This window comes from Streptomyces goshikiensis (genome assembly GCF_014650555.1).
GTDB classification, from domain to species: Bacteria; Actinomycetota; Actinomycetes; order Streptomycetales; family Streptomycetaceae; genus Streptomyces; species Streptomyces goshikiensis.
Map to the genome: position 1 here is coordinate 234231 of NZ_BMVE01000010.1, position 20723 is coordinate 254953.

Consider the following 20723-nt stretch of genomic DNA (forward strand, 5'->3'; position numbering starts at 1 on the left):
GGGGAGTCAGGGCGCGGGAATCAGGGCGCGGGCGCGTCGAGGGCCGGCGCCGGCGCGGTGGTCCGGTGCGCGCGGATCAGCGGGAGCAGCAGGGCCGCGCCCACGAGCGCGAGGAGCGCCGCGGCCCGCAGCACGCTCTCGATGGCCGAGCCGTCCGAGGCCGCCTGCTGCTCCGAGCCGCTCAGGACCTCCAGGACGGTCGTCGCCACCGCCACGGCCACCGCGCCCAGCAGGACCAGCGAGGTCAGCACCAGCCCGGAGGCGGCGGCCAGGCGGCTGGAGGGCACGTACGACTGGGTGGCCACGTTCGTCAGCGCCCAGCCGAGCCCGAGCCCGATGCCCACGACCGCGAACACGGCCGTGTAGAGGGCGAGCGGACCGGCCCAGGTCAGCGCCAGCAGACCCACCCCGCTCAGCAGCAGCCCGCCCGCCATCAGGGTCTCCGGCCGCCGGTGCTGCGCGAGGTGCCCGGACCAGTAGCTCGCGCCACCGGCGCCGACCGACAGCGCCAGGAAGACCAGCCCGGCGTCGAGCGGCGACAGGCCGCGGGCCTGCTGGAGGTAGAGCGCGGAGAACACCGCGACGAGGCAGTACACGATGTTGGACACGGAACCGGCCAGCGTGACCGTCACGAACGGCCCGTTGCGCAGCAGCGACAGGTCCAGCAGCGGCTCGGCGGTGCGGCGCTCGATCAGCGCGAACAGGACCAGCAGGAGCACCCCGGCGGCGGCGCAGGCCAGCGTCGCGGCGGAGCCCCAGCCCCAGTGCCCGCCCTGATCGACCGCGATCATGATGGCGGTCAGCCCGCCCGCCACGGTGACGGCGCCGGGCAGGTCCAGGCCGCCCCCGGCCTCCTCGTCGCGGGTGTCGGTCACGAACCGCAGCATCAGGAACGCGGCGACGACGCAGAAGGGAACGTTCAGCAGGAACACCGCCCGCCAGCTGACGTGCTCCGCGAACACGCCGCCGACGAACGGCCCGAGCGCGGTCCCGATCGCGCTGAAGGCCAGCACCGTGCCGACGGCGCGGCCCTGCCGGTCGTCGCGGAAGTGGGCGGTGACGACCGCCACCGCCACCGGGAAGACCAACGCGGCCGTGGCGCCCTGCACCACCCGGCCCGCGATCAGCCAGACCTCGTTCTGCGCGGCTGCGCAGACGACGGACACCACGGCGAAGCCCACCAAGCCCCACACGATCACCGTGCGCCGCCCGTGGACGTCGGCCGCCCGCCCGCCCGTGATCATCAGCGCGCCCAGGGTCAGCATGTAGCCGCTGACCAGCCACTGCAGGTTCGTCGTGGGCGTGGAGAAGTCCCGGGCGATCGCCGGCAGCATCAGGTTGAGGGCGAACCAGTCCATCTGCACCAGCAGCATCGACAGCGAGGCGGCCGCGATGACCGCGCGATCCCGGCCCGAGAAGAGCCTGGTTCCCGCCTCGCCCACACGCATCGGCACGCCCCGTTCACGGCCCCCGCCTTCTCCCCACCAGCATGCGCCCACCCGCCGCGCCGAGCACGTCCTGGCCGCGGTCATAGCGGGCCACGGCCCCGCAAGGAGGAGAACCGGCGAAACGGCGGCGGTATCCCCTCGCGGTTGTCAGGATGCCGGTATGGATCGAGCGAATGCGGAGCAGGGCGGTACGCGCCGGGTCGTGGTACGGGTCCCGGTCGAGCCGGTGGAAGCGGCGGTGGAGGCCGACGCGGTCGACGCGGTGGCCCGCGCGGGCGACGTGATGGTGCGCGGCCCGCTCTTCGGGGTCGCCGTACGGGACGGCGCGCGGGCGGGACTCGCGCAGCCGTGGCGGGTGCTGATCGCGGTGACGGCCGGATGCCCGCAGGTGGCCCGCGACAGCCTGAACTCGCTGCTCTGGTTCCGCGCGAAGGACGAGGCGCACGACCGGGTGGAACGCCGCGCGCTGCTGTCGGCGGTCGCCCGGCTGGAGAGCGAGCTCGTCGACGAACTGGCCGTGGCCGGGACCCGGTACCGGATCGTGCGCGCCGAAGAGTACGCGGCCGCCGGCGCGGGCGGGATCGAAGAGCCGCGCCCCACCGACCCGGAGCCGCTCTTCCCCGACTGGTCCCGCAACGCCAAGGGGCCCGAGATCGATGCGGACCTGATCCTGGACCCGGACGCCCCGCTCACCCCGACCCAGGCCCTCGAACGCCTGGCCCTGCGCGGCCTGAGCTACACCGGCGAGCGGTTCCCGCCGGACGTACGCGCCGACGCGCGGCGGGCGTTGGAGACCCACCCGGACGTCCTGTTGCTGCCCCCGACGTTCACGGTCGTGGAAGAGACCGAGCGCGGCGGCTGGAAACCGGCCGTCGGCCCGCACGCGAGCGCCCACTCGGCCCGCCTGTCGCTGGACTTCGCCCTGACCTGGGCCTGGCCGCGCATGCACGGCCTCATCCCCGTCGACACCAACACGGAGGCCGACGCCCGGACGGCCGCCGCGGCGGCCGCCGAACCGGAGCTGGTCGAGTACGCCGCGGCCTCCGACGCGCTCCGGGCCGGCCGCGTCAACCGGCTGGAGTTCCAGGGCACCACGTACCGGGTCGCCCGCACCCGCCGACTGCTGCGCTGGGGACCGGACGGACCGGAGGGCCCGCGCCCGTCCGACGTCAACAGCCAGGCTCCCATGCGCATCCACCCCGCCCTCGACGAGGACGGCCACCTCGTCCCCGAGGACTGAGCCCCCGCCCGGTCAGACGGTGGCCAGCTGGGGGAGCAGCCGCAGGGCGTTGTCGCGGTAGACGCCCTGGAGCTGTCGCGGCGTCAGGGCGGGGTCGGAGTCGAGGGCGGGCAGCGCCAGCTCCGTGACCGTGTCGGCGGGGCCCGCCGGCCAGTCCGTACCGAACAGGACGCGGTCGGCGGACACGTGCTCCAGGAGGGCGGCCGCACCCGCCATCGGTCCGGCCGTGTCGTAGTAGAAGCGCCGCAGGTAGTCACGTACGACACCGGGATCGACGGGGGGCTCGCAGAAGCGGCCCAGAGCGCGCAGGCGCGACGCGATGTACGGCAGGAAACCGCCGGCGTGCGGCAGGATGACGGAGATGTCCGGGAAGCGGTCCAGCGTCCGCCGGCTGATCATGTTGACGGCGGCCCGCGTGGTGTCGAGCAGGAAGTCGCACATGAAGTTCGGAATGCCCGGCACGGTGGAAGCGCCGGGCGGGCAGCCCGGGAGATTGTGCGGGTGGGTGTCCACCACGGCGCCGTGGTCGTTCAGCTCGCTGAACACACGGTCGTACGAGGGGTCGCCGAGGTAGACGCCGCCGTAGTTGGCCGTCACGTTCACACCGGCCGCCCCGAGCCGGCCCAGCCCGCGGCGCACGGTCCACGAGGAGGTGTCCGGGTCGTCCAGGAAGAGCGGCGCGTAGAACGCGAACCTCCCCGGATGCGAGGCCGCCACCTCGACCATCGACTGGAGCGTGATGTTGACGGCCTCGCGCAGCTGCGCCGAGGAACCGTAGCGGGCCGGGAGCATCGGCTTGAGCACCGCGGTCGCGATGCCCGCCCGGTCCATGAAGCCGATCGCCGCCTCCGTGTCGAGCCGCGCCCACGGAGGCAGTTGCCCCGGCTTGATCAGCTCGTGCCGCTCGGCCCACTCGCGCCACTCGGGTGCGCAGAAGTGGTGGTGCATGTCGATCTTCGACTGCGGAGCGTGTGTCGCGCCGGGGCCCGGACCCGCGCCGTGCGGACCGGTGCCGACGCGGTCGACCGCCGCCACGGTGACGGTGTCCGTCCGCGTCATTTCCGCGGGCACTCCCAGGAGGGCCACCCTGGAGACGTTCGAAGGATCCGGCATGCCCATCCACCACCTGTCGGGTCGGTCTGCTTACGGTCGGGAGGTCACGGGCGCGCCGGCCGGCGCGGGGGAGCCGGTCGCGGCGCGCCGGGCAGGCTCCAGGACGATGTGGAGCCTTTCGAGCCCCCGGAAGGCGGGCATGGGGCCCTTCAGCCAGGCGGCCCGGCCCTCCTGCGGGTCGGCCAGCTCCATCTCGGGGAATTCCCGCAGCAGACAGGAGAGCGCCACTTCGAGTTCCAGCCGCGCCAGCGGGGCCCCCAGGCAGTAGTGCGTGCCGTGTCCGAACCCCAGGTGCGTGCCCTGGATGCCCTCGCGCGTCACGTCCAGCACGTCGGGAGACCCGAACTTCTCGGGATCCCGGTTCGCCGAGGACAGCGCGATCTGTACGAGGGACCCCTTGGGGATCACCGTGCCGCGGATCTCGGCCTCCTCGGCGGCGTACCGGAAGGTCGAGCTCTCCACGGAGCCGTCGAAGCGGACCATCTCCTCCACCGCCCGCGGGATCAGCAGCGGGTCCGTGCGGAGCTTCGCCAACTGGTCGGGGTGGAGCAGCAGATCGAGGACGGAGTTCCCGATCTGGTACGCGGTGGTCTTGTGGCCGGCGAAGAAGATCACCCACAGCGACGCCACCAGTTCCGCGTCGTCCAGCCCCTCCTCCGCCTGGACGAGGTCGCTGACGAAGCAGTCCGAGGGGTGCTCGCGGGTGTACGCGACCAGTCGCCCCAGCCGGGCCTGCAGCCATGCCTCGGCCGCCTCAAGCTCCGCCCGCCGGGAGGGATCGAACCGGGCGAGCGTCACCGCCCGGAAGTGGTCCAGGATCTCGGGACGGTCCCCCTCCGGGATGCCCATGAGTTCGCACAGGATCGCGATGGGCAGCGGGAAGGCGAACGACGACATCAGGTCCACCGGGGTGGACTTGGCACACGCCCGCAGCAGGTTCTCGGCGATCTCGGTGATCCTCGGCCGCATCTGCTCCACCCGCCGGGGGGTGAAGCCGCTGCGCAGCGCGCGGCGCAGCCGGGTGTGCCGGGGCGGGTCCGAGAACAGCACGTTGTCGTCGAGGGCGTCGAAGAAGCTGCCGAAAACCGCGTGGTACGTGTCGATGGCGCCCCGCATGTCCTTGCTGAAGCGGGGGTCCGACAGGGCGTCCCGGGCGTCCTCGTACCGGGTGATGAGGTACGTGTCGACCCCGTGCGGGGGCTTCAGCAGGCACACCGGGGCCTGCTCGCGCAGCGCCGCGTAGACGGGGTGCGGGCACGCGCGGTACTCCGGCGCCCCCTTGGACACGGCGGTCACGAGGTCACCGAGCGTCCCGCCGACCCCGCCGCCCTCGCCCACCTCGTCGGCCCCGCGCGTTCCGCGCGTCGCCGTTCCGCCGTCCTTCGGTGCCGCACTCTCCTGCGTCATCCTTCGCACCCTCCGTGAGGTTCGCCGCGTGCGGGCACAGCGGTTCCCTGTCGGAGCCGGTCGCGAAACCAGCCGGGACGCGTTCGGGTGAGCGCCGGTGCGCGCGGAGCGAGCAGCCGTCAGCCGACCGGCCGTCAGCCGTCCGCCGCAGTCACCTGGCGGCCCTCCGCAGCGGGGCTCAGGCTGCTGGTGCAGTCAGCCGCTCGTCGCAAGGAGTCACGCGCATGGCCCGACGTCTCGCCCTGGTCCTCACCACGACGCTCTCGCTCGCCCTGGCCGCCGTCGCCGCGCCCGCCGCGGCCGCGCCCGCACCCGTAGGCCCGGAAACGGGCGAAGCCGCGAGCGCGCTCGCCGCCGTGTACGCGGCGACCGCCAGGTTCCAGCGCCACGAGGAGGCGGTGAAGGCGGGCTACGTACCGGACAAGTACTGCGTGACCAACCGCTCCGGTCCGGGCGCGCTCGGCTACCCGCACTTCAACCACAAGCTCGACAACTCCGTCGATCCCGCACACCCCACCGCCCTCTTCTACGAGGACGACAAGAAGGGCGGCAAGCGCCTCGTCGGCGTCCAGTGGCTGGTCTACGACCGGGACCAGAACCTCGCGACGAGCGACGACCGCCCCGCGCTGTTCGGGAAGCCCTTCAAGGGCCCGCAGCGCGGCAACTTCCCCGGCCAGCCCATCCACTACGCGCTCCACCTGTGGCTGTGGAAGAAGAACCCGCTGGGCGAGTTCGAGACCTACAACCCGGCGGTGAGCTGCCGCCCCGGTACCGTCCGCCCCACACCGCAGGTCTGAGGCACCCCGCCCCGGCTCAGGGGCGTCGGCTCAGGGGCGTCGGCTCAGGGCCGACGGCGCGCCGGCCGACTGGGCCCCCTCCGATTCGAGGGTCAGCCGGTCGGGACCCGCCATGGTCACCACGTACAGGTTGCCCCGGGGGCAGTCGAAGGCGGCGGCGGTGTCGGTCGGGTGGCTGGTCACCGCCGCGAGGACCACGGTGTTCCCGCTGACCTGCTTGAGCTCCAGGGCCTCGGTGCACCCCAGGTTCCGCCCGCTGGACACCTCCCGCACATCGCTGGCCTGTTTGCCCACGAGCTCGCCCACGGCGCCGGCGCGCAGGGTGACCGTGACGGTGAACCCGCCCGTCCGCGCCTGGGTGATGCCGTTCGCGTCCGGGGTACCGGGTCCGACCCCGGACCAGGTGCCGGCCCAGGACGCGGGCAGCGACGCGGTCGGGGACGATGCCCCTCCCGACGGTGCCGCCGAAGCTGACGGTGACGGTGACGGTGCGGACGATGCCGGCCGTGACTTCGCGGTGGCGGGATCCCCGCCCTCGTCGGCGCCCCCGTAGAACCGGACGAGGAGCGCGGCGCCCGCGGCCAGCGCGGTGACACCGGCCACCGCGCCGAGCACCCGGCCCCGACGGGAGGACCGCGGTCCGGACGGCCCCGCGGTGACGGCGGGGGAGGGCGGCGGAGTACCGGGAGCCGTGGGCGGGTACGCCTGGGCGGCGGCGCTCAGGGGCGCGGCCGACGGCCGGGGCGGCACCCCGGTCCCGGCAGCGGCAGCGGCCGCGACGCCGGACACGGGCGGCTGCGAACCGGACAGCAGGCGCCCCAGTTCGGTCTCCCGGCGGGCGACGTCCTCCAGGAGCGCGGCGGGCAGGGAGCCGCTCCACTCTTCCTCCCCGGCGGCGCCGAGCCGCTCCCGCAGTGCCCCGGCGGTGGGGCGCTGTCGCGGATCCTTGGCCAGGCACTCCCGCACCAGCGGTACGAGCGCTTCCGGCACCCCGCCCAGGAGCGGCTCGTCGTGCACGATGCGGTACAGCAGGGCGGGCAGCCCCAGCTCCTCGCCGTGCTCCTGGAAGGGGCCGTGGCCGGTGGCCGCGTACACGAGGACGGAGGCGAGGGCGAACACGTCCGCCGGCGCCTCGGCCACGGAGCCGGTCGCCTGCTCGGGCGCGAGGTAGCCGGGCGTGCCGATGACCGCGCCCGTCCGGGTGCTGCGCGGATCCCGGACGGCGCGGGCGATGCCGAAGTCGATGAGGAAGGGCCGCTGCGGGCCCAGCAGAACGTTCGCCGGCTTGATGTCGCGGTGCACCACCCCCGCCGCCCGCACGGCGACGAGTGCGGCGGTCAGCTCCTGCGCCAGGCACCGTACGGCCGGTTCCGCCAGCGGCCCGTACGCGCGCACCCAGTCGCCCAGCGACGGCGCGGCGACGTACTCCGTCGCCAGCCACTGCGGCGCCGCGCCCGGAGGGCTGAAGTCCACCACCGAGACGGTCCACGGGGAGCGCACGCGGTCGTTGGTACGGATCTCCCGGGCGAACCGCTCGGCGAACCCGGGCTCCAGGCTCAGGTCCCGGTGCACGGTCTTCAGCGCCAGCGGCCGCCCGGAGGCGGTCCGGGCCAGGAAGACCTCGCCCATTCCGCCCGCGCCGAGGCGCGCCAGAAGGCGGTACCCGCCGATCTCCGGCAGATCGCCGGGCTGCAGAGACTCCAAGAACTCCACCGGTCCTCACGGCCGTTGCCGAACCCCTGTACGGGTCGTCCGGTGAGCCACCTTAGAGGACGCGGCCGCCGGCCCGGGCACCGTTCACCGGTGCGTACCCGGCACGACGCGCGCGCGGGGGCGCCCCTGTGGGAGCACCCCCGCGCGTGACGGGTCAGGAACGGGTCGCGGGCTGCGCTTCCCGGTCGCCCGACGCCGCCGCCCGCGCCGCGATCTGCGGGTTGCGGGACTTCAGCACCGACCAGCCGACCGCGAGGCAGACGGCCCAGCCGGCCCCCACGTACAGGGAGACGCGGCTGTCGGGGTCGATGGCGATCAGCACGGTGACCAGCAGCAGGAAGGCCACCGCGATCCAGCTGCACACCGTGCCGCCCGGCGCGGGGAAGGAGGAGGCCGGCAGGCGCCCGGCGACCACCTCGCGGCGGTAGCGGATGTGGCTGATCAGGATCATCAGCCAGGTCCAGATGCCGGCCGCGGTCGCGACCGAGGTCACGTACCCGAACGCCTTCTCCGGGACGACGTAGTTCAGGACCACGCCGATGCCCATGAGGGCGACGGACAGGGTGATGCCGAGGGCCGGGGTCTTGGTGGAGCTCAGCTTGCCGAGGACCTTGGGCGCCTCGGAGTTGGCGGCCAGGTCGCGCAGCATGCGGCCGGTGGAGTACATGCCGGAGTTGCAGGACGACAGGGCCGCGGTGAGGACCACGAAATTGACGATCGCCGCACCGGCGGGAATGCCGATCTTCGCGAAGGCCGCCACGAACGGGCTGACGCCCGGCTGGAACTCGGTCCACTTGACGACCATCAGGATCACGCTGAGGGCGCCGACGTAGAAGACGATGATGCGCCACGGCAGGGTGTTGATCGCCTTGGGGAGCGTCTTCTCCGGGTTCTCGGACTCGCCCGCGGTGACGCCGACGAGTTCGACGGCCAGGTAGGCGAACATGACGCCCTGCAGGGTCATCAGGCTGGAGCCGACGCCCTTGGGGAAGATGCCGTCGAAGGCCCACAGGTTGGACACCGCGGCCGTGTCACCGGCCTGGCTGAACCCGAAGGTCACGACGCCTATGCCGATCACGATCATGCCGATCAGGGCCGTGACCTTGACCATCGAGAACCAGAACTCGATCTCGCCGAAGAGCTTCACCGAGATGAGGTTGGCGACGTAGAGCACCACGAGGAAGACCAGCGCGGTCACCCACTGCGGGATGTCCGGGAACCAGAAGTGCACGTAGATCGCCGCGGCGGTCAGCTCGGCCATGCCGGTGACCACCCACATGAGCCAGTACGTCCAGCCGGTCGCGAATCCGAAGAACGGACCGAGGAACTCACGGGCGTACTCCGCGAACGAGCCCGAGACGGGCCGGTACAGGAGCAGTTCGCCGAGCGCCCGCATGATGAAGAAGACGATGACGCCGGCGAGGGCGTACATGAGGATGAGACTGGGCCCGGCCTTCGCGATGTTCGCGCCGGCGCCCAGGAAGAGGCCCACGCCGATGGCGCCGCCGATGGCGATCATCTGGACCTGGCGGCTGCCGAGCCCGCGCTCGTAGCCCTCCTCGGGCGTGTTGCCCGCAGCGGTGTTGTCGTCACCGTGGTGGTGTTCGACCTGCGTCGAGGTCATGCTGTGGTGCGCCTTTCCGCTCCATGCCGATCCGCGCGCCGTGCTCTGCCTCGGATCGGGGTTCCGGCCCCCCGGATGGGTCGTGAAGATGTACCACGGCATTCCGCACAAAACCGTGGTGTACATCACCGGCAAATCCGTCATTCGCCTGTGATCAGGCCGAAAGGCCCTTGTGTGATCACGAGATCGTTATCCGGATCTGAGGATCCGTTGAGCGAGCACGCTTTGCCATCACGGCAATGTGCGCCACAGGAGATGCCCTGTAGCGCACATCGGATACGCGGAGTGACCGGAAGGCTCAGCGCACCGGCGCCGCCATCGGTGCGGGAAGCGCCGGCACGGCCTGCCGCAGGACGCCCTCGGCCGGACGCGGCGCGGTGGTGCCGCACAGCGCGAGGTCGCGGTAGCCGATGATGGCGGCATCGGCCGGGTGGGGGAGGAACTCGGTGCCGCTCTCGTTCAGGCGCTGGTACTTCATGAGGTTGTGGCCGAGGGCGAACTGCCGGGAACCGTCCGCGCTGGACAGGGCCCACGTACCGGCGCCCCAGACGGCCCCGTCATGGCCCCAGGCGGGACCGCACGGGGTGTCCATGGAGTAGATGCCGAGGCCGTAGCGCATGTACACATTGCCCTTCTCGTCCTTGACGTCGACGGTGGTGCGCATCTGGTCCAGCTGGCGGCGCGGCAGCAGGTCCCCGGTCAGCAGCGCGCGGTAGAAGGTGTTCAGGTCCTGCGGGGTGGAGACGAGGGCGCCCGCGGTACCGGCCCAGGTCATGTTGTACTCGCTGTAGTCGCGCGGCGGGTCGATGATCCCATAGAAGCTCTCGTACATCCGGGAGTGGGCGCCGCGGATGCGCGCCTCGGTACCGGGGAAATAGGTGCTGCGCAGGCCCGCCCGCTTGATGACGTCCCGGCTGATGAGCCGCTCCGGGTCCTGGCCGCTCACCTTGCGGAGCACCTCGCCCAGCAGCAGGTAGTTGGTGTTGGAGTACGACCAGCCGGTGCCGGGCTCGAACAACTGGGGCCGGGCCACGCCGTAGCCGATCAGCTCGGCGGGCCTCACCGTGCGGAACCGGTTTTCGTCCAGGCTCTCCGTGGTCCCCTTCAGGAGGGAGGGGAAGGCGTCGCCGATGTAGTCGCTGATGCCGCTGGTGTGGTTGAGGAGCATGCGGACGGTGACCTTGCGGCCGCGCTCACCGGGCAGGAGCCCGGGCACGTAGTCGCCGACGGGCCCGTCGAGGTCGATCCGGCCCTTCGCGGACTGCTGGAGCACGGCGACGGCGGTGAAGGACTTGGTGACGCTGCCGACCCGGTGCTGGAAGTCGGGGCGCACGGGCCGCCCGGTGGCGATGTCCGCGAGACCCGAGGCACCGTCGAAACGCTCCCGGCCGTCGCGGACCGCCGAGTAGACGCCGTGGACGCCCGCCTCGTGTATCGCGGCCAGCCCCTCCCGCAGCTCGCCCCGGTCGAGGCGGTGGCCGGCGGCCGGGGCCGCGGCGGGCGGCGTGTCCTGCCCGGCGGCGTTCGCGGCGGGGGCGAAGCCCGCCAGCAGGGCGACGGCCACGGCGCTCGCCGCGGCGGCGCGGCGCAGCCGTCGCGGAGGCCGGTTCGCGGTCCGCTCGCAGGTTCGGTCGGAGGTTCGGTCGGCAGGACGGGTGTGACGCACGGCGGCTCCTCGTCGGTGGCCCGGTGGGGCCCGGCGATCTGGGACACCTTGAGTCTCGCCCGCCGCTCCGCAGCCCACTTCCTCCGTCAGGACGAAACAGACGTCAACCAAGAGATGGAGACGCACCTTGACGAGCCATTACATTTGTCACACGCCGGTCGTCACCGGCAACGAGTAGATCACCAGCGTGAGTTCCGGGTCCTCGGCCAGGTGGAACGCCGTGTACGCGAAATCGACCACCCCGCCCTCCGGGACCCGCAGCCGCTTGCGTCCCCCCTGCCGCGCCTGCACGTCGTACCGCGTCCACCAGTCAGCCACCTCCGGGTTGCCGGCCTTCAGTTCTTCGACCAGCCCCTCGTAACGGTCGTCTCCGGGGTGACGGCCGGCCAGCGTCCGCAGCCGGGCGAGGAGCCCGCGCGCTTCGTGCTCCCAGTCGATCAGTACCTCCCGGGCGGCGGGTTCCAGGAAGACCCAGCGGGCGAAGTTCGGCGGCCGGTCCACGGCCCCAGCGAGATGGGGGAACAGCTCTTCGGCCGCCCGGTTGTGGCTGAGCACGTCGTACGTGCCGTTGATGAGGTACGCCGGGTTCGGCTGGAGCAGCAGGGGTACGGCCGCCACCTCCGCGGGGAGCGGCCGCGGCCGCGCGGCGCTCTCGCCCGGCGCGTGCCCGGCCAGCCGGAACAGGTGCTCGCGCTCCGGCCCGTCGAGACGCAGCACCCGGGCGAGGGCGTCGAGCACCTGGTCCGAGACGCGGATGTCGCGGCCCTGTTCGAGGTACGTGTACCAGGTGGCGCTGATGCCGGCGAGCAGGGCGAGCTCCTCCCGCCGCAGCCCCGGGGTCCTGCGGCGGCCCGTCCGGGGCAGGCCGACGTCGTCCGGGGTGAGCCGCTCCCTGCGGCTGCGCAGGAAGGCGGTCAGCTCGCCGCGCCGGTCGGGCTGGTTCGGCATGGTGGGATCCCCAATTCCAGGATAAACGCGTTCTGGATACCAGGTTAAGACGGATACAGACTGCTCGTGCGGCCGGTGAGCAGAGCGGAACACCGCCGCCGACGACGAGAGAAGAAGGCGAAGACATGAACGCGGGAATCGACGGCAAGGTCGTGGCCATCACCGGAGCCAGCAGCGGAATCGGGGAGGCGACCGCGCTGCTGCTCGCCGCGCGGGGCGCCCGCCTCGTCCTGGGCGCACGCCGCTCGGACCGTCTCACCGACCTGGTGGGCCGGATCACCGAAGCGGGCGGCGAAGCCGTCCACCTCCGCACCGACGTGACCCGGCGGGAGGACCTGCACGCCCTGGTGGTACTGGCCCGGGAGCGGTTCGGCCGGCTCGACGTGCTCGTGAGCAACGCCGGATCCGGGGCCATCTCCCCCCTCGACGATCTGCGCGTCGACGAGTGGGACCAGATGGTCGACGTCAACATCAAGGGCGTCCTGCACGGGATCGGAGCCGCGCTGCCGGTCTTCCGGGCGCAGGGCTCCGGCCACTTCGTCACCACCGCCTCCACGGCGGCCTTCCGGGTCGTGCCGGCCATGGCGGTCTACGCCGGTACGAAGTTCGCCGTCCGCGCGATCTGCGAGGGGCTGCGCCAGGAAGCCGGCGACTCCGTGCGGGTGACCACCGTCTCGCCCGGCCAGGTCCACACCGAGTTCGCCGAGGCCTCTTCCAACCCGGAGATCCGGGCGAGGATCACGCAGACCCGGGACCGGCTCGCGATCCCGCCCGAGGCGATCGCCCGGGCCATCGCCTTCGCGATCGAGCAGCCCGCCGAGGTGGACGTCAACGAGATCGTCGTCCGGCCCACCGCCCAGGTCTGACCGCCGGCCCCGAGCCGCGAGTCCGGGACCGGCGCACCGGCGTACCGGCGGATCAGGCCAGGCCCACCGTGTACGCCGCGCGGTAGCCGGTGCCGTCCGGGGCGAGGGCCAGCGTCATCGTGGGGCCCTTGTCCCGGTAGCGGTCGTCACGGGCGTTCGGGTCCTTCGGGGCCTTGCGGCGGGAGTACGGATCGCGTGCGTAGACCTGCCGCAGGATCTCCTCGGGCAGGTAGAACACCGAGGTGGTCTCGGAGCGGGCGTCCGGCCGCACCTTGAAGTGGATGTGCGGCGCCACGCCCGCGTACCAGCCGGGCACGATGGTCCGGATCACGCACCGGCCGCCCGCGTCGGTGACCTGGGAACCGCGCAGGTAGGTGGTCCGGCCGCTGGAGTACACGCCCTGGGCGTCCGCCTGCCACACGTCGACCGCGGCACCGGCGAGCGGCGCGCAGCCGGCCTTCACACCCACCACCGTCAGTTCCAGCCGCAGGGGCACGCCCGCCTGACCCTCGGTGATGTCCGACCGGAGCCGCCCGGGCCCGGAGTAGTACGGTCCGGCGCCCATCTCCGTCGCGAGCACGCAGTGCGGGGTGGGCCCGTCCGAGGGGTTCGGCGCGGCCGCCGGGGTCGCCTCGCGGCGGGTACACGCCGAGGCCAGGGCGGCGATCCCGGCCGACCCGGCGGCCAGCAGGAGGGTGCGCCGGCTCGCCCGGGGAGTGCCGTTCTCGCTCATGCGCCCCACCGTGCCCGAGCCGTACGGCCGGCGCCGAGACCGACACAGCCGTCACGGGCCGTGTCACCCGCCGGGCGCCGGGCCGGTGTCGCAATGCGAGATCCAGCCGATCTCTGAGGTATAGTCATCCCTGAGCTCGCGGCCGTAAGTTCTCGGCCCTGAAGCCCGGCGTTGGTGGTCCAAGGAAAGACACCCCACTTCCCGTGGGGGGATGCAGGTGCAAGGCCTGCCCAGCGCTCGTACAAGGCCCCGGCCTCCTCATGGAGGCCGGGGCCTTTTGTCATCGGCCTCCATCGAAGGACCGGCGCCGCTCGCACTGCGGGGGCGGCCGACGTGATCGCCGACCGCCCCCGCGCAGCTGCCGTCCGGGTGTCAGCTGGCGCCGAGGTGGGCGAACTTGGCCCACTCCTTCTCACCCTCGCTCGAACAGTTCGAGGTGTACACGGGACCGAACAGCGCCGGAACGGCGGCGGCGGACGAGCAGGAGGACGAGAAGTTCTTGTGCCCACCGGAGAAGTACTCGGCGTCGACCCCGTCGGCCAGGGCGGCGCCGGCGCCGCCAACCAGGATGCCGGCGGCCAGGACAGAGGCGGTCAGGGCAGAGCGCATACGCATGACTACTCCCAAGGATCTCTGGATGACGCGGAACGGAAGGTGTGCGTCGGCCGGTTCAACGTCACGGAAGGTCACTGGATACGGTGCGTCACTCCAATGCCGGACACAGGAAGGACATCGGCCCGCGGTCAGCGCAGGTCGGGGGAGTGCGCGGCGCTGTCGTCGAAGAAGCCGCCCGACTGGTGCTGCCACAGCTTCGCGTACGCGCCGTCACAGGCGAGCAGTTCCTGGTGCGTGCCCTGTTCCACGATGCGACCGTGGTCGATGACGACGAGGCGGTCCATGTGCGCCACCGTGCTCAGCCGGTGCGCCACCACGAGGGCGGTCCGCCCCTCCATGAGGCCCCACAGCGCCTCCTGGACCAGGATCTCGCTCTCGGAGTCCAGGGCGCTGGTCGCCTCGTCGAGCAGCAGGATCGGCGCGTCGCGCAGGATCGCCCGGGCCAGCGCGACCCGCTGGCGCTGCCCGCCGGACAGCTTGACGCCGCGCTCGCCGACCATGGTGTCGAGACCGTCCGGCAGCGCGTCGGCGAACTCCGTGACGTGCGCCGCCTCGGCCGCCCGCCGGACCTCGGCGTCGCTCGCCTCCGGCCGGGCGAACGCGATGTTCTCCCGCAGGGTGCGGTGGAACATCGCCGGGTCCTGCGGTACGTAGGCCATCAGGCCGCGCAGATCGCGCTGGCGCAGCCGGCTGATGTCCTGCCCCCCGATCAGGATCCGGCCCGCGTCGATGTCCGTCATCCGCAGCAGCAGCCGGGTGAGCGTGGTCTTGCCGCCGCCGGAGCGGCCCACGAGCCCGATCTTCGCCCCATGGGGCACGTCCAGGTCCAGCCCCTCGAAGAGCGGACCCGAGCCCGCGTGGGCGAAGGTCACCTTCTCGAAGCGCACGTCGGCGGCCCGGGTCGGAGCCGGCTCCGGCGACTGCGGGTCGAGCACCGTCGCCGGGGTCAGGAGCAGCGCCGTGAACTGCGCGGCCTCCGTCATCGAGCTCTCCAGACGACGGTAGATCTGGTTGAACTCGAACTCGATACCCAGGAACGTTTCCGCAGTTCAGAGGCCCTTCGGATCGTCAACGGTCAGCAAACCGTCAGCATCAGCATCCGAGGAGGCCACACATGGCAACCAAGAGACTTGCCCGCGGGATGGGTTCCTTCTTCAAGGACTGCGAGCACCCCATGTCCCGATGGGCGAACTGCCCGCACTTCTACAAGGTCCGCTACAGAGACCCTGCCGGAAGCCAGGTCGAGGAGTCGGGCTTCGAGACCTCCGACAAAGCCATCGACCGACTGACCACTGTCTACAAAGCGCGAAAGGCCTCCTCCCCCGCGAACCAGGCGAGCGAAGCGAAGATCGAGCGCATCGCCAAGTACGGACACATGAGCTTCGAGGAGTACGCCACCGAGTGGAAGGCCGGTCAGCGTCACCTCGGTCCGGGGACAGTCGTCAGTCTGGACTCGCTCCTCCAGCACCACGTCTACCCCGTTGTCGGGAGCCGGCGGATGAGCACATTCGACGCCAAGGTCGTGGACAGCTTCATTCGCACCATGGAGCGCAACAGCGTCGGCTTGGCAACGCAGTCCAATGCCTACGACAAGCTGAAGTCGATCCTCCTCGACGCACACCGCTTGGGCATCTTCGAAGACAGCCCCCTCCTGGGTGTCAGTCCACCCCAGTACGACCCCAAGCGCGCCGTCATCCCCTCGCCTCAGCAGCTCAGGGCCCTTCGTCGCACCGGAGACGACGTCTTCCACCTACTGGTGGACCTGATGACGGGCTGCGGCCTCCGCAACGGCGAGGCCGCCGCCATCAACCTCAACAACATCGTGGCCGACGACGTCTACCGCGTCACCGAGCAAGTCAACCAGGTCACCAAGCAGTACGACCGCCTCAAGCACCGCAAGATCGGTGAGTACCGCGACGTCCCACTTCCCCAGCGGACAAAGAACGCGATCGAATCGTATGCCGAGAAGCACGGCGCCACCGATGGCTACCTGCTGCGTCACCCGAAGGACGCCGGTCTCCCCTTCCAGCCCTACCTCTTCCAAAACCAGTGGCAGCGACTGAGGAGACGAGGCGAACTCGACACGCCTCAAGGCATGGTCATCTACAGCCTCCGTCACTACTTCGCTTCGAACTGCCTCACACACAACATCCCCATAACGGACGTAGCCGAATGGATGGGGCACAAGAACATCGACGTCACCTTCAAGATCTACCGCCACCTCATGCCCGGATCGGTCGGCACAGCCGCCAAACTCCTTGACGCCGGGCTGGCTGGATGAGCCGAGAGGCGCCGCTACGAACCTCTTCCCCGGAATCCGGGTGCGGAACGGGGAGGCCCGCCCACCACATGGATCCTGCTGCATAACACGTGATCCCCGGTCAGCCAAACCGGGGATTCTTCGCACTATGGATCCAACGGGGCCCTAGCCGACGGAAGGAGCAGTATGCCCGCACAGTTCATGACCGCGAAGGAGCTCGCAGTACATCTCAACATGTCGCTGCCGTGGGTCTATCGAGAGGCCGCACGTTCAGGGCTGACGCCTTACAAGTTCGGAAAGGGGCGCAATGCGAAAATCCAATTCAAGGTATCCGAGGTGCAGGTGTGGATCGGACAACAGAAGGTTCTCTCTGCGGCATAAGCAACCCTCACCATAGACACGGAACGCACAGCAGAGGATTACTCTCAAGGTGGCAACGAGCAAGCTGGTACGCGGTATGGGCACCTTCTTCAAATCCTGCGATCACCCACAGGTCAAGTGGTCTAAATGCCCGCACGACTACAGGATTCGTTTTCGTGATGCATCTGGACGTCAGGTCCAGGAATCGGGATTCGCCACGCAGGAGAAGGCCATCGTGCGACTCGCCGAAGTCTACGATACAAAGCGAAAGAAGCGGCAAAGCCAGGCGAAGGCTGAACGAATAGAAAAGTACGGCCCGATGCGTTTTTGCGAGTATGCAGCGGAATGGCGAGCTGGGCAGCGTCATCTAGCAGAATCCTCGGTTAGACACCTCGATTCCTTGCTCAACAATCACCTGCTGCCGGCCCTGGGTGGTCGGCGTATGAATAGCTTCGACCGCAGGGTCGTCGAAAGTTTCATTTGCGACATGGAGTCCGCTGGGGTCGGCGTAGCGGCACAATCTAACGCCTTCGATAAGCTCTCATCCATATTGCTTGATGCACACCGCATGGGAATCTTCGATGATAATCCTCTGCATGGGGTCAACCCACCCCAGTACACGCCGAGCCGCAGTGTCATACCGGATCCGAATCAGGTAGCAACGCTACGCTCCAGCGGTGACGAAGCCTTCCAGCTATTGGTCGACTTGATGAGCGGATGCGGGCTACGCAACGGTGAAGCTGCCGCAGTCAACCTCCGCAACCTGGTTGCGGACGATGTGTATCGAGTCACCGAGCAGGTCAATCAGGCCACCAAGACGTACGGGCCACTCAAACATCGAAAGCCCGGGGATTACCGCGAAGTCCCACTGCCCCGGCGCGTCAGGAGCACCATCGAGCGGTACGTGGAAAAGAATGGAACCAAGGAGGGCTACCTGCTTCGACACCCCAAGGACGCCGCTCTCCCTTTCCAGCCCTACCTCTTTCAAAATCAATGGCAACGTCTTAGGAAGGAGTATGAGTCACCTGTCCCGACCGGCCTGGCCATCTACGGTCTGCGGCATTTCTTTGCCTCGAACTGTCTCAGTAACGGAATCCCTATCACGGATGTCGCCGAATGGATGGGGCACAAGAATATCGACGTCACCTTCAAGGTCTACCGACATCTAATGCCTGGGACACTAGGCCAGGCAGCAAAATTGCTGGACCTCGGCCTTGCAGCCTAGGGCGGTGTCTGGCGTGGTAATCTTGGTGATCGTCTTGTAGCAGGCTATGGCTGCGGCGCGCCCGAGGGCGAGGAAGTGACTGCCCCTGCGTTCATAGCGGACAATCAGGCGGCGGCATCCGAAGAGCCAGGAGAACCGCTGACCCCTGGTTTCGCGCCAGAATGCCTGTGCGCGGTCCCGGCCGGCCTTTTGACCTTGGGGGCCTTGGCGTTGGCCTCAGACCGGTTCATGCCGGCCGCGATCAGGGCGTCGCGGCCGCGCTGCCACATCTGGTCGGCGGCGAGGAAGAAGGCGTGGGCGAAGTTGAAGGCGCAGCGGGACGCGGTCGCGTAGCGCTGGAGGATCACGATCTCGGTCGGGCCTACGTCGAGGGCGAAGCGGAACGCCCTCTTGATCTCGGTGGTCACCTGCACAGGTCCTTTCGAATACGGGAGCTCGGGTGGCGGCGTCCCACGGCGAGCGCGGGGTGGCGAGCGGCGTGGGGTGGGGCCGGGCGGGGCGTCGCGCGTGGCGGCATTCGGGGCCGACGGCAACGTCAGTAGAAGCCGATGATTTTGTACAGGCGGTTGTCATGGCAGGCGGCGAAGCTCATGGCCCAGAGGCTGTGCATGTCGTCCACAACGACCAGGCGCCGGCCGGTGGTCTCCACGGGCCGGTGCAGAGCCATCCGGACAGGTACCGGGCATTCGCCTTCGATGCCGCAGGAGGCACGAAAGTACGGAGCGGTGATCAGCCGGCCAGCGAAGCGTCCAGAACGGTAGTAGGCGGCTGGGACCCGCCGCAGGATACCGGCGAGTCCGACGGTCAGTATCCGCGGCTCGTGGGACGACTTACCCCGGGGCGGCGGGTCGGTGGCCGGGTGCGCGACAGAGGTTCGGACATGGCGCCGACCGTAGGCACCAGCGCTGACATGGGGTCCGCCGTCTGGAACACACGACGCCCCAAGGGAGTGAAAAAGGCCACCTGATCGGCCGCACCAGACCCAGATCGCCGCCGCCGACCTGCCCGAGAGGCGGGCCCCACAGCCGCCGGCATGGCCGCCGATACGACGGCCCGCTGCGGGCGCGCCTCGCGTCCCGCCCGACCGGCGGCGTAGTGCCGGGCCGCGGCCGTGCGCCGGTCCAGAGTGAAGCGGACCGCACGGAGTTCTGGTTCGGTGAGTTCACCCGCTTCGCGGCGGCGCTGGCAGCCGAAGCGCAGATGGATCAGATGCCAGCGGTTAGGCGACTCCGGCTGTTGGCCGGTCTTGCAGAGGGACGCCGGGGCTTCGTCGCGGCGGGGTCTTCCATGGCGACGATGTCGTGGGGCTGCGGGAGCTGCCGGGTCGGGTGGGACATGAAGCACTCCGGGCTGAGCGCGACCAGGAGCCTTCGGGTGGCGTCGGACATGCGAGGTGGCTCATCCTGGTCGGCATGGCAGAGACCGGCAACAGGTCTCCGTCCGCCCGCCGTCTGGGAGCAGTAGCGCTGGAGCTCAGCCGAGCGGACACCGCCTCAGGAACCCAGCGCTGTCCACAGAATCGAGTGGGACGCCGACGTGAGGTCCTGGCGCAGTGTCTGTTCACTCGCCTACCCGGACGCCCTCGCCATGGAGCCCTGGCGTCGGGCGGAAACTCTGACGTCGTAGCCCAGCATCACAAAGCTAGCGAAACACCAAGCGCTCGGCCCCACGTGTAAGCGTCTTGCTGAGCGACCGTCCCCGGCTCGGGTGGCGATAGTCAGCAAACGTCAGTTCCACCTCTGTGAGGCTGCTGTCCTGCCAGTGGCTGACGTCATTGCGGACTGCGAGTGTGTCGGGGTGGTCCGGTCTGAGCACCCGCACGTAGTTTTCCAGCAGCTCAGCCAAGAGGCCAGCCGCGCCTGGCACATCTCCTGACTCACCCTGCCATTTGGCGAGGCTACTCCGGGAGCTGAGGGTGTCCGGGTGCTCCGGGCCTAGAATCGCAACCGGTCCTCCAGGAGAGCAGCGGCCGCTGCGGCTGCTCCGGCCGGATCCCCGGCCACACCCCGCCAGTAAGTCAGGTTGTCCCGAGTCGAGAGGGTGTCCGGATGCTCTGCTCCCAGCACTCTGATGTAGACCTCCAGTACCTCAGCTGTCCCGGCAGCTGTGCCGCCCGGATCTCCTTGGACACCCATCCACTGGGCTAGGTTCTGGCGAGTCCTGAGGGCGATGGGGTGTTCCATTCCAAGTACCCTAATCTGGTCCCCAAGCACTTCCGTGGCGGCTGCGGTCGCGCCTGCCGCATCCCCCATCAAGCCGAGCCGAAGCGGTCGGTGGCGGTCGCCCCCGCCGGCCGAGGATCGCAACATGATCGGCATCACGAACGTCGGAGTCGGTCACACAGCGTGGCGGTCGCCCCCCAGGGCGGCCGAGGATCGCAACGCCACCTACCTCACGGGCGAGAGCACGAGTCTGATCGGGTGGCGGTCGCCCCCCAGGGCGGCCGAGGATCGCAACATCAGCCACTGGCAGTCCATGCGGGACGGCGCGGTCCGGGCGGTCGCCCCCAGAGCGCGAGGATCGCAACGCACGGTGACGCGCGTCCACCGGCGTCTGTACTGGAGGTGGCGGTCCCCCCCCCCGGGGGGCTGAGGATCGCAACGCCGCCGAACATGGTCTGGCGGTCATATACGACAATGCTGCTCGGTCGGTACCTTCCGTTCGTCATCCCGTTGCCTGAAGGTGCGCGCGAGCTCGTCGATTCGCCT

Annotated in this window: 16 protein-coding genes and 1 pseudogene; 6 read left to right on the plus strand and 11 right to left on the minus strand. The window is 70.2% G+C overall.

Translation table 11 applies throughout. The features are described from left to right. Positions 1–20: 20 nt before the first annotated feature. Positions 21–1448 carry an MFS transporter gene (locus IE248_RS26410; RefSeq protein ID WP_047960407.1) on the minus strand — a complete coding sequence of 476 codons (1428 nt, stop codon included), beginning with the start codon at positions 1446–1448 and terminating at the stop codon, positions 21–23. Between the two features lie 160 nt (positions 1449–1608). Here IE248_RS26410 and IE248_RS26415 point away from each other — a divergent pair, with 160 nt between their 5' ends. Next, a complete protein-coding gene (locus tag IE248_RS26415) occupies positions 1609–2688 on the plus strand; it encodes a DUF5954 family protein (RefSeq protein ID WP_190031905.1) in 1080 nt (359 codons plus the stop codon). A gap of 12 nt (positions 2689–2700) precedes the next feature. On the opposite strand, the gene IE248_RS26420 is transcribed toward IE248_RS26415, so the two are convergent. Next, entirely contained in the window at positions 2701–3801 is a 1101-nt protein-coding gene (locus IE248_RS26420) for an amidohydrolase family protein (protein WP_229895536.1), read from the minus strand. A gap of 30 nt (positions 3802–3831) precedes the next feature. Continuing rightward, a complete protein-coding gene (locus IE248_RS26425; protein WP_190031950.1) occupies positions 3832–5088 on the minus strand; it encodes a cytochrome P450 family protein in 1257 nt (418 codons plus the stop codon). A 344-nt stretch (positions 5089–5432) separates the two neighbouring features. Here IE248_RS26425 and IE248_RS26430 point away from each other — a divergent pair, with 344 nt between their 5' ends. Further along, positions 5433–6005, plus strand: coding sequence for a hypothetical protein (locus IE248_RS26430; protein ID WP_008740785.1), 573 nt, complete (start codon positions 5433–5435; stop codon positions 6003–6005). A gap of 30 nt (positions 6006–6035) precedes the next feature. On the opposite strand, the gene IE248_RS26435 is transcribed toward IE248_RS26430, so the two are convergent. From IE248_RS26435 to IE248_RS26450, 4 genes are all read right to left on the minus strand, one after another. Then, on the minus strand, positions 6036–7709 hold the full coding sequence (locus tag IE248_RS26435) for a serine/threonine-protein kinase (RefSeq protein ID WP_190031906.1): 1674 nt from the start codon (positions 7707–7709) through the stop codon (positions 6036–6038). A gap of 163 nt (positions 7710–7872) precedes the next feature. After that, positions 7873–9342, minus strand: a complete 1470-nt coding sequence (locus IE248_RS26440) for an amino acid permease (protein WP_008740781.1) — start codon at positions 9340–9342, stop codon at positions 7873–7875. 298 nt (positions 9343–9640) lie between these two features. Next, on the minus strand, positions 9641–10891 hold the full coding sequence (locus tag IE248_RS26445) for a serine hydrolase domain-containing protein (RefSeq protein ID WP_073794508.1): 1251 nt from the start codon (positions 10889–10891) through the stop codon (positions 9641–9643). 264 nt (positions 10892–11155) lie between these two features. Next, positions 11156–11956: a helix-turn-helix transcriptional regulator gene (locus tag IE248_RS26450; RefSeq protein ID WP_190031907.1), complete on the minus strand. Its 801-nt coding sequence runs from the start codon at positions 11954–11956 to the stop codon at positions 11156–11158. A gap of 125 nt (positions 11957–12081) precedes the next feature. Between IE248_RS26450 and IE248_RS26455 the strand changes: the two genes are divergently transcribed. Beyond that, positions 12082–12822: an SDR family oxidoreductase gene (locus IE248_RS26455; RefSeq protein ID WP_190031908.1), complete on the plus strand. Its 741-nt coding sequence runs from the start codon at positions 12082–12084 to the stop codon at positions 12820–12822. A gap of 52 nt (positions 12823–12874) precedes the next feature. On the opposite strand, the gene IE248_RS26460 is transcribed toward IE248_RS26455, so the two are convergent. From IE248_RS26460 to IE248_RS26470, 3 genes and pseudogenes are all read right to left on the minus strand, one after another. After that, the gene (locus IE248_RS26460) at positions 12875–13555 is read right to left on the minus strand and encodes a dioxygenase family protein (protein WP_229895538.1); all 681 of its coding nucleotides are present in this window, start codon (positions 13553–13555) and stop codon (positions 12875–12877) included. Between the two features lie 372 nt (positions 13556–13927). After that, a complete protein-coding gene (locus tag IE248_RS26465) occupies positions 13928–14170 on the minus strand; it encodes a hypothetical protein (RefSeq protein WP_229895539.1) in 243 nt (80 codons plus the stop codon). Between the two features lie 128 nt (positions 14171–14298). Continuing rightward, positions 14299–15198: pseudogene (locus tag IE248_RS26470) on the minus strand (ABC transporter ATP-binding protein); the annotation flags it as partial. Between the two features lie 86 nt (positions 15199–15284). On the opposite strand from IE248_RS26470, the gene IE248_RS26475 reads away from it, so the two are divergent. From IE248_RS26475 to IE248_RS26485, 3 genes are all read left to right on the plus strand, one after another. Continuing rightward, positions 15285–16451, plus strand: coding sequence for a tyrosine-type recombinase/integrase (locus tag IE248_RS26475; protein WP_229895540.1), 1167 nt, complete (start codon positions 15285–15287; stop codon positions 16449–16451). Between the two features lie 165 nt (positions 16452–16616). Next, positions 16617–16811, plus strand: coding sequence for a helix-turn-helix domain-containing protein (locus IE248_RS26480; RefSeq protein ID WP_190031909.1), 195 nt, complete (start codon positions 16617–16619; stop codon positions 16809–16811). 49 nt (positions 16812–16860) lie between these two features. Then, positions 16861–18015, plus strand: coding sequence for a tyrosine-type recombinase/integrase (locus IE248_RS26485; protein WP_308438185.1), 1155 nt, complete (start codon positions 16861–16863; stop codon positions 18013–18015). A 104-nt stretch (positions 18016–18119) separates the two neighbouring features. Here IE248_RS26485 and IE248_RS26490 read toward each other — a convergent pair whose 3' ends face one another. Further along, positions 18120–18422: a hypothetical protein gene (locus IE248_RS26490; protein WP_190031910.1), complete on the minus strand. Its 303-nt coding sequence runs from the start codon at positions 18420–18422 to the stop codon at positions 18120–18122. Positions 18423–20723: the final 2301 nt, after the last annotated feature.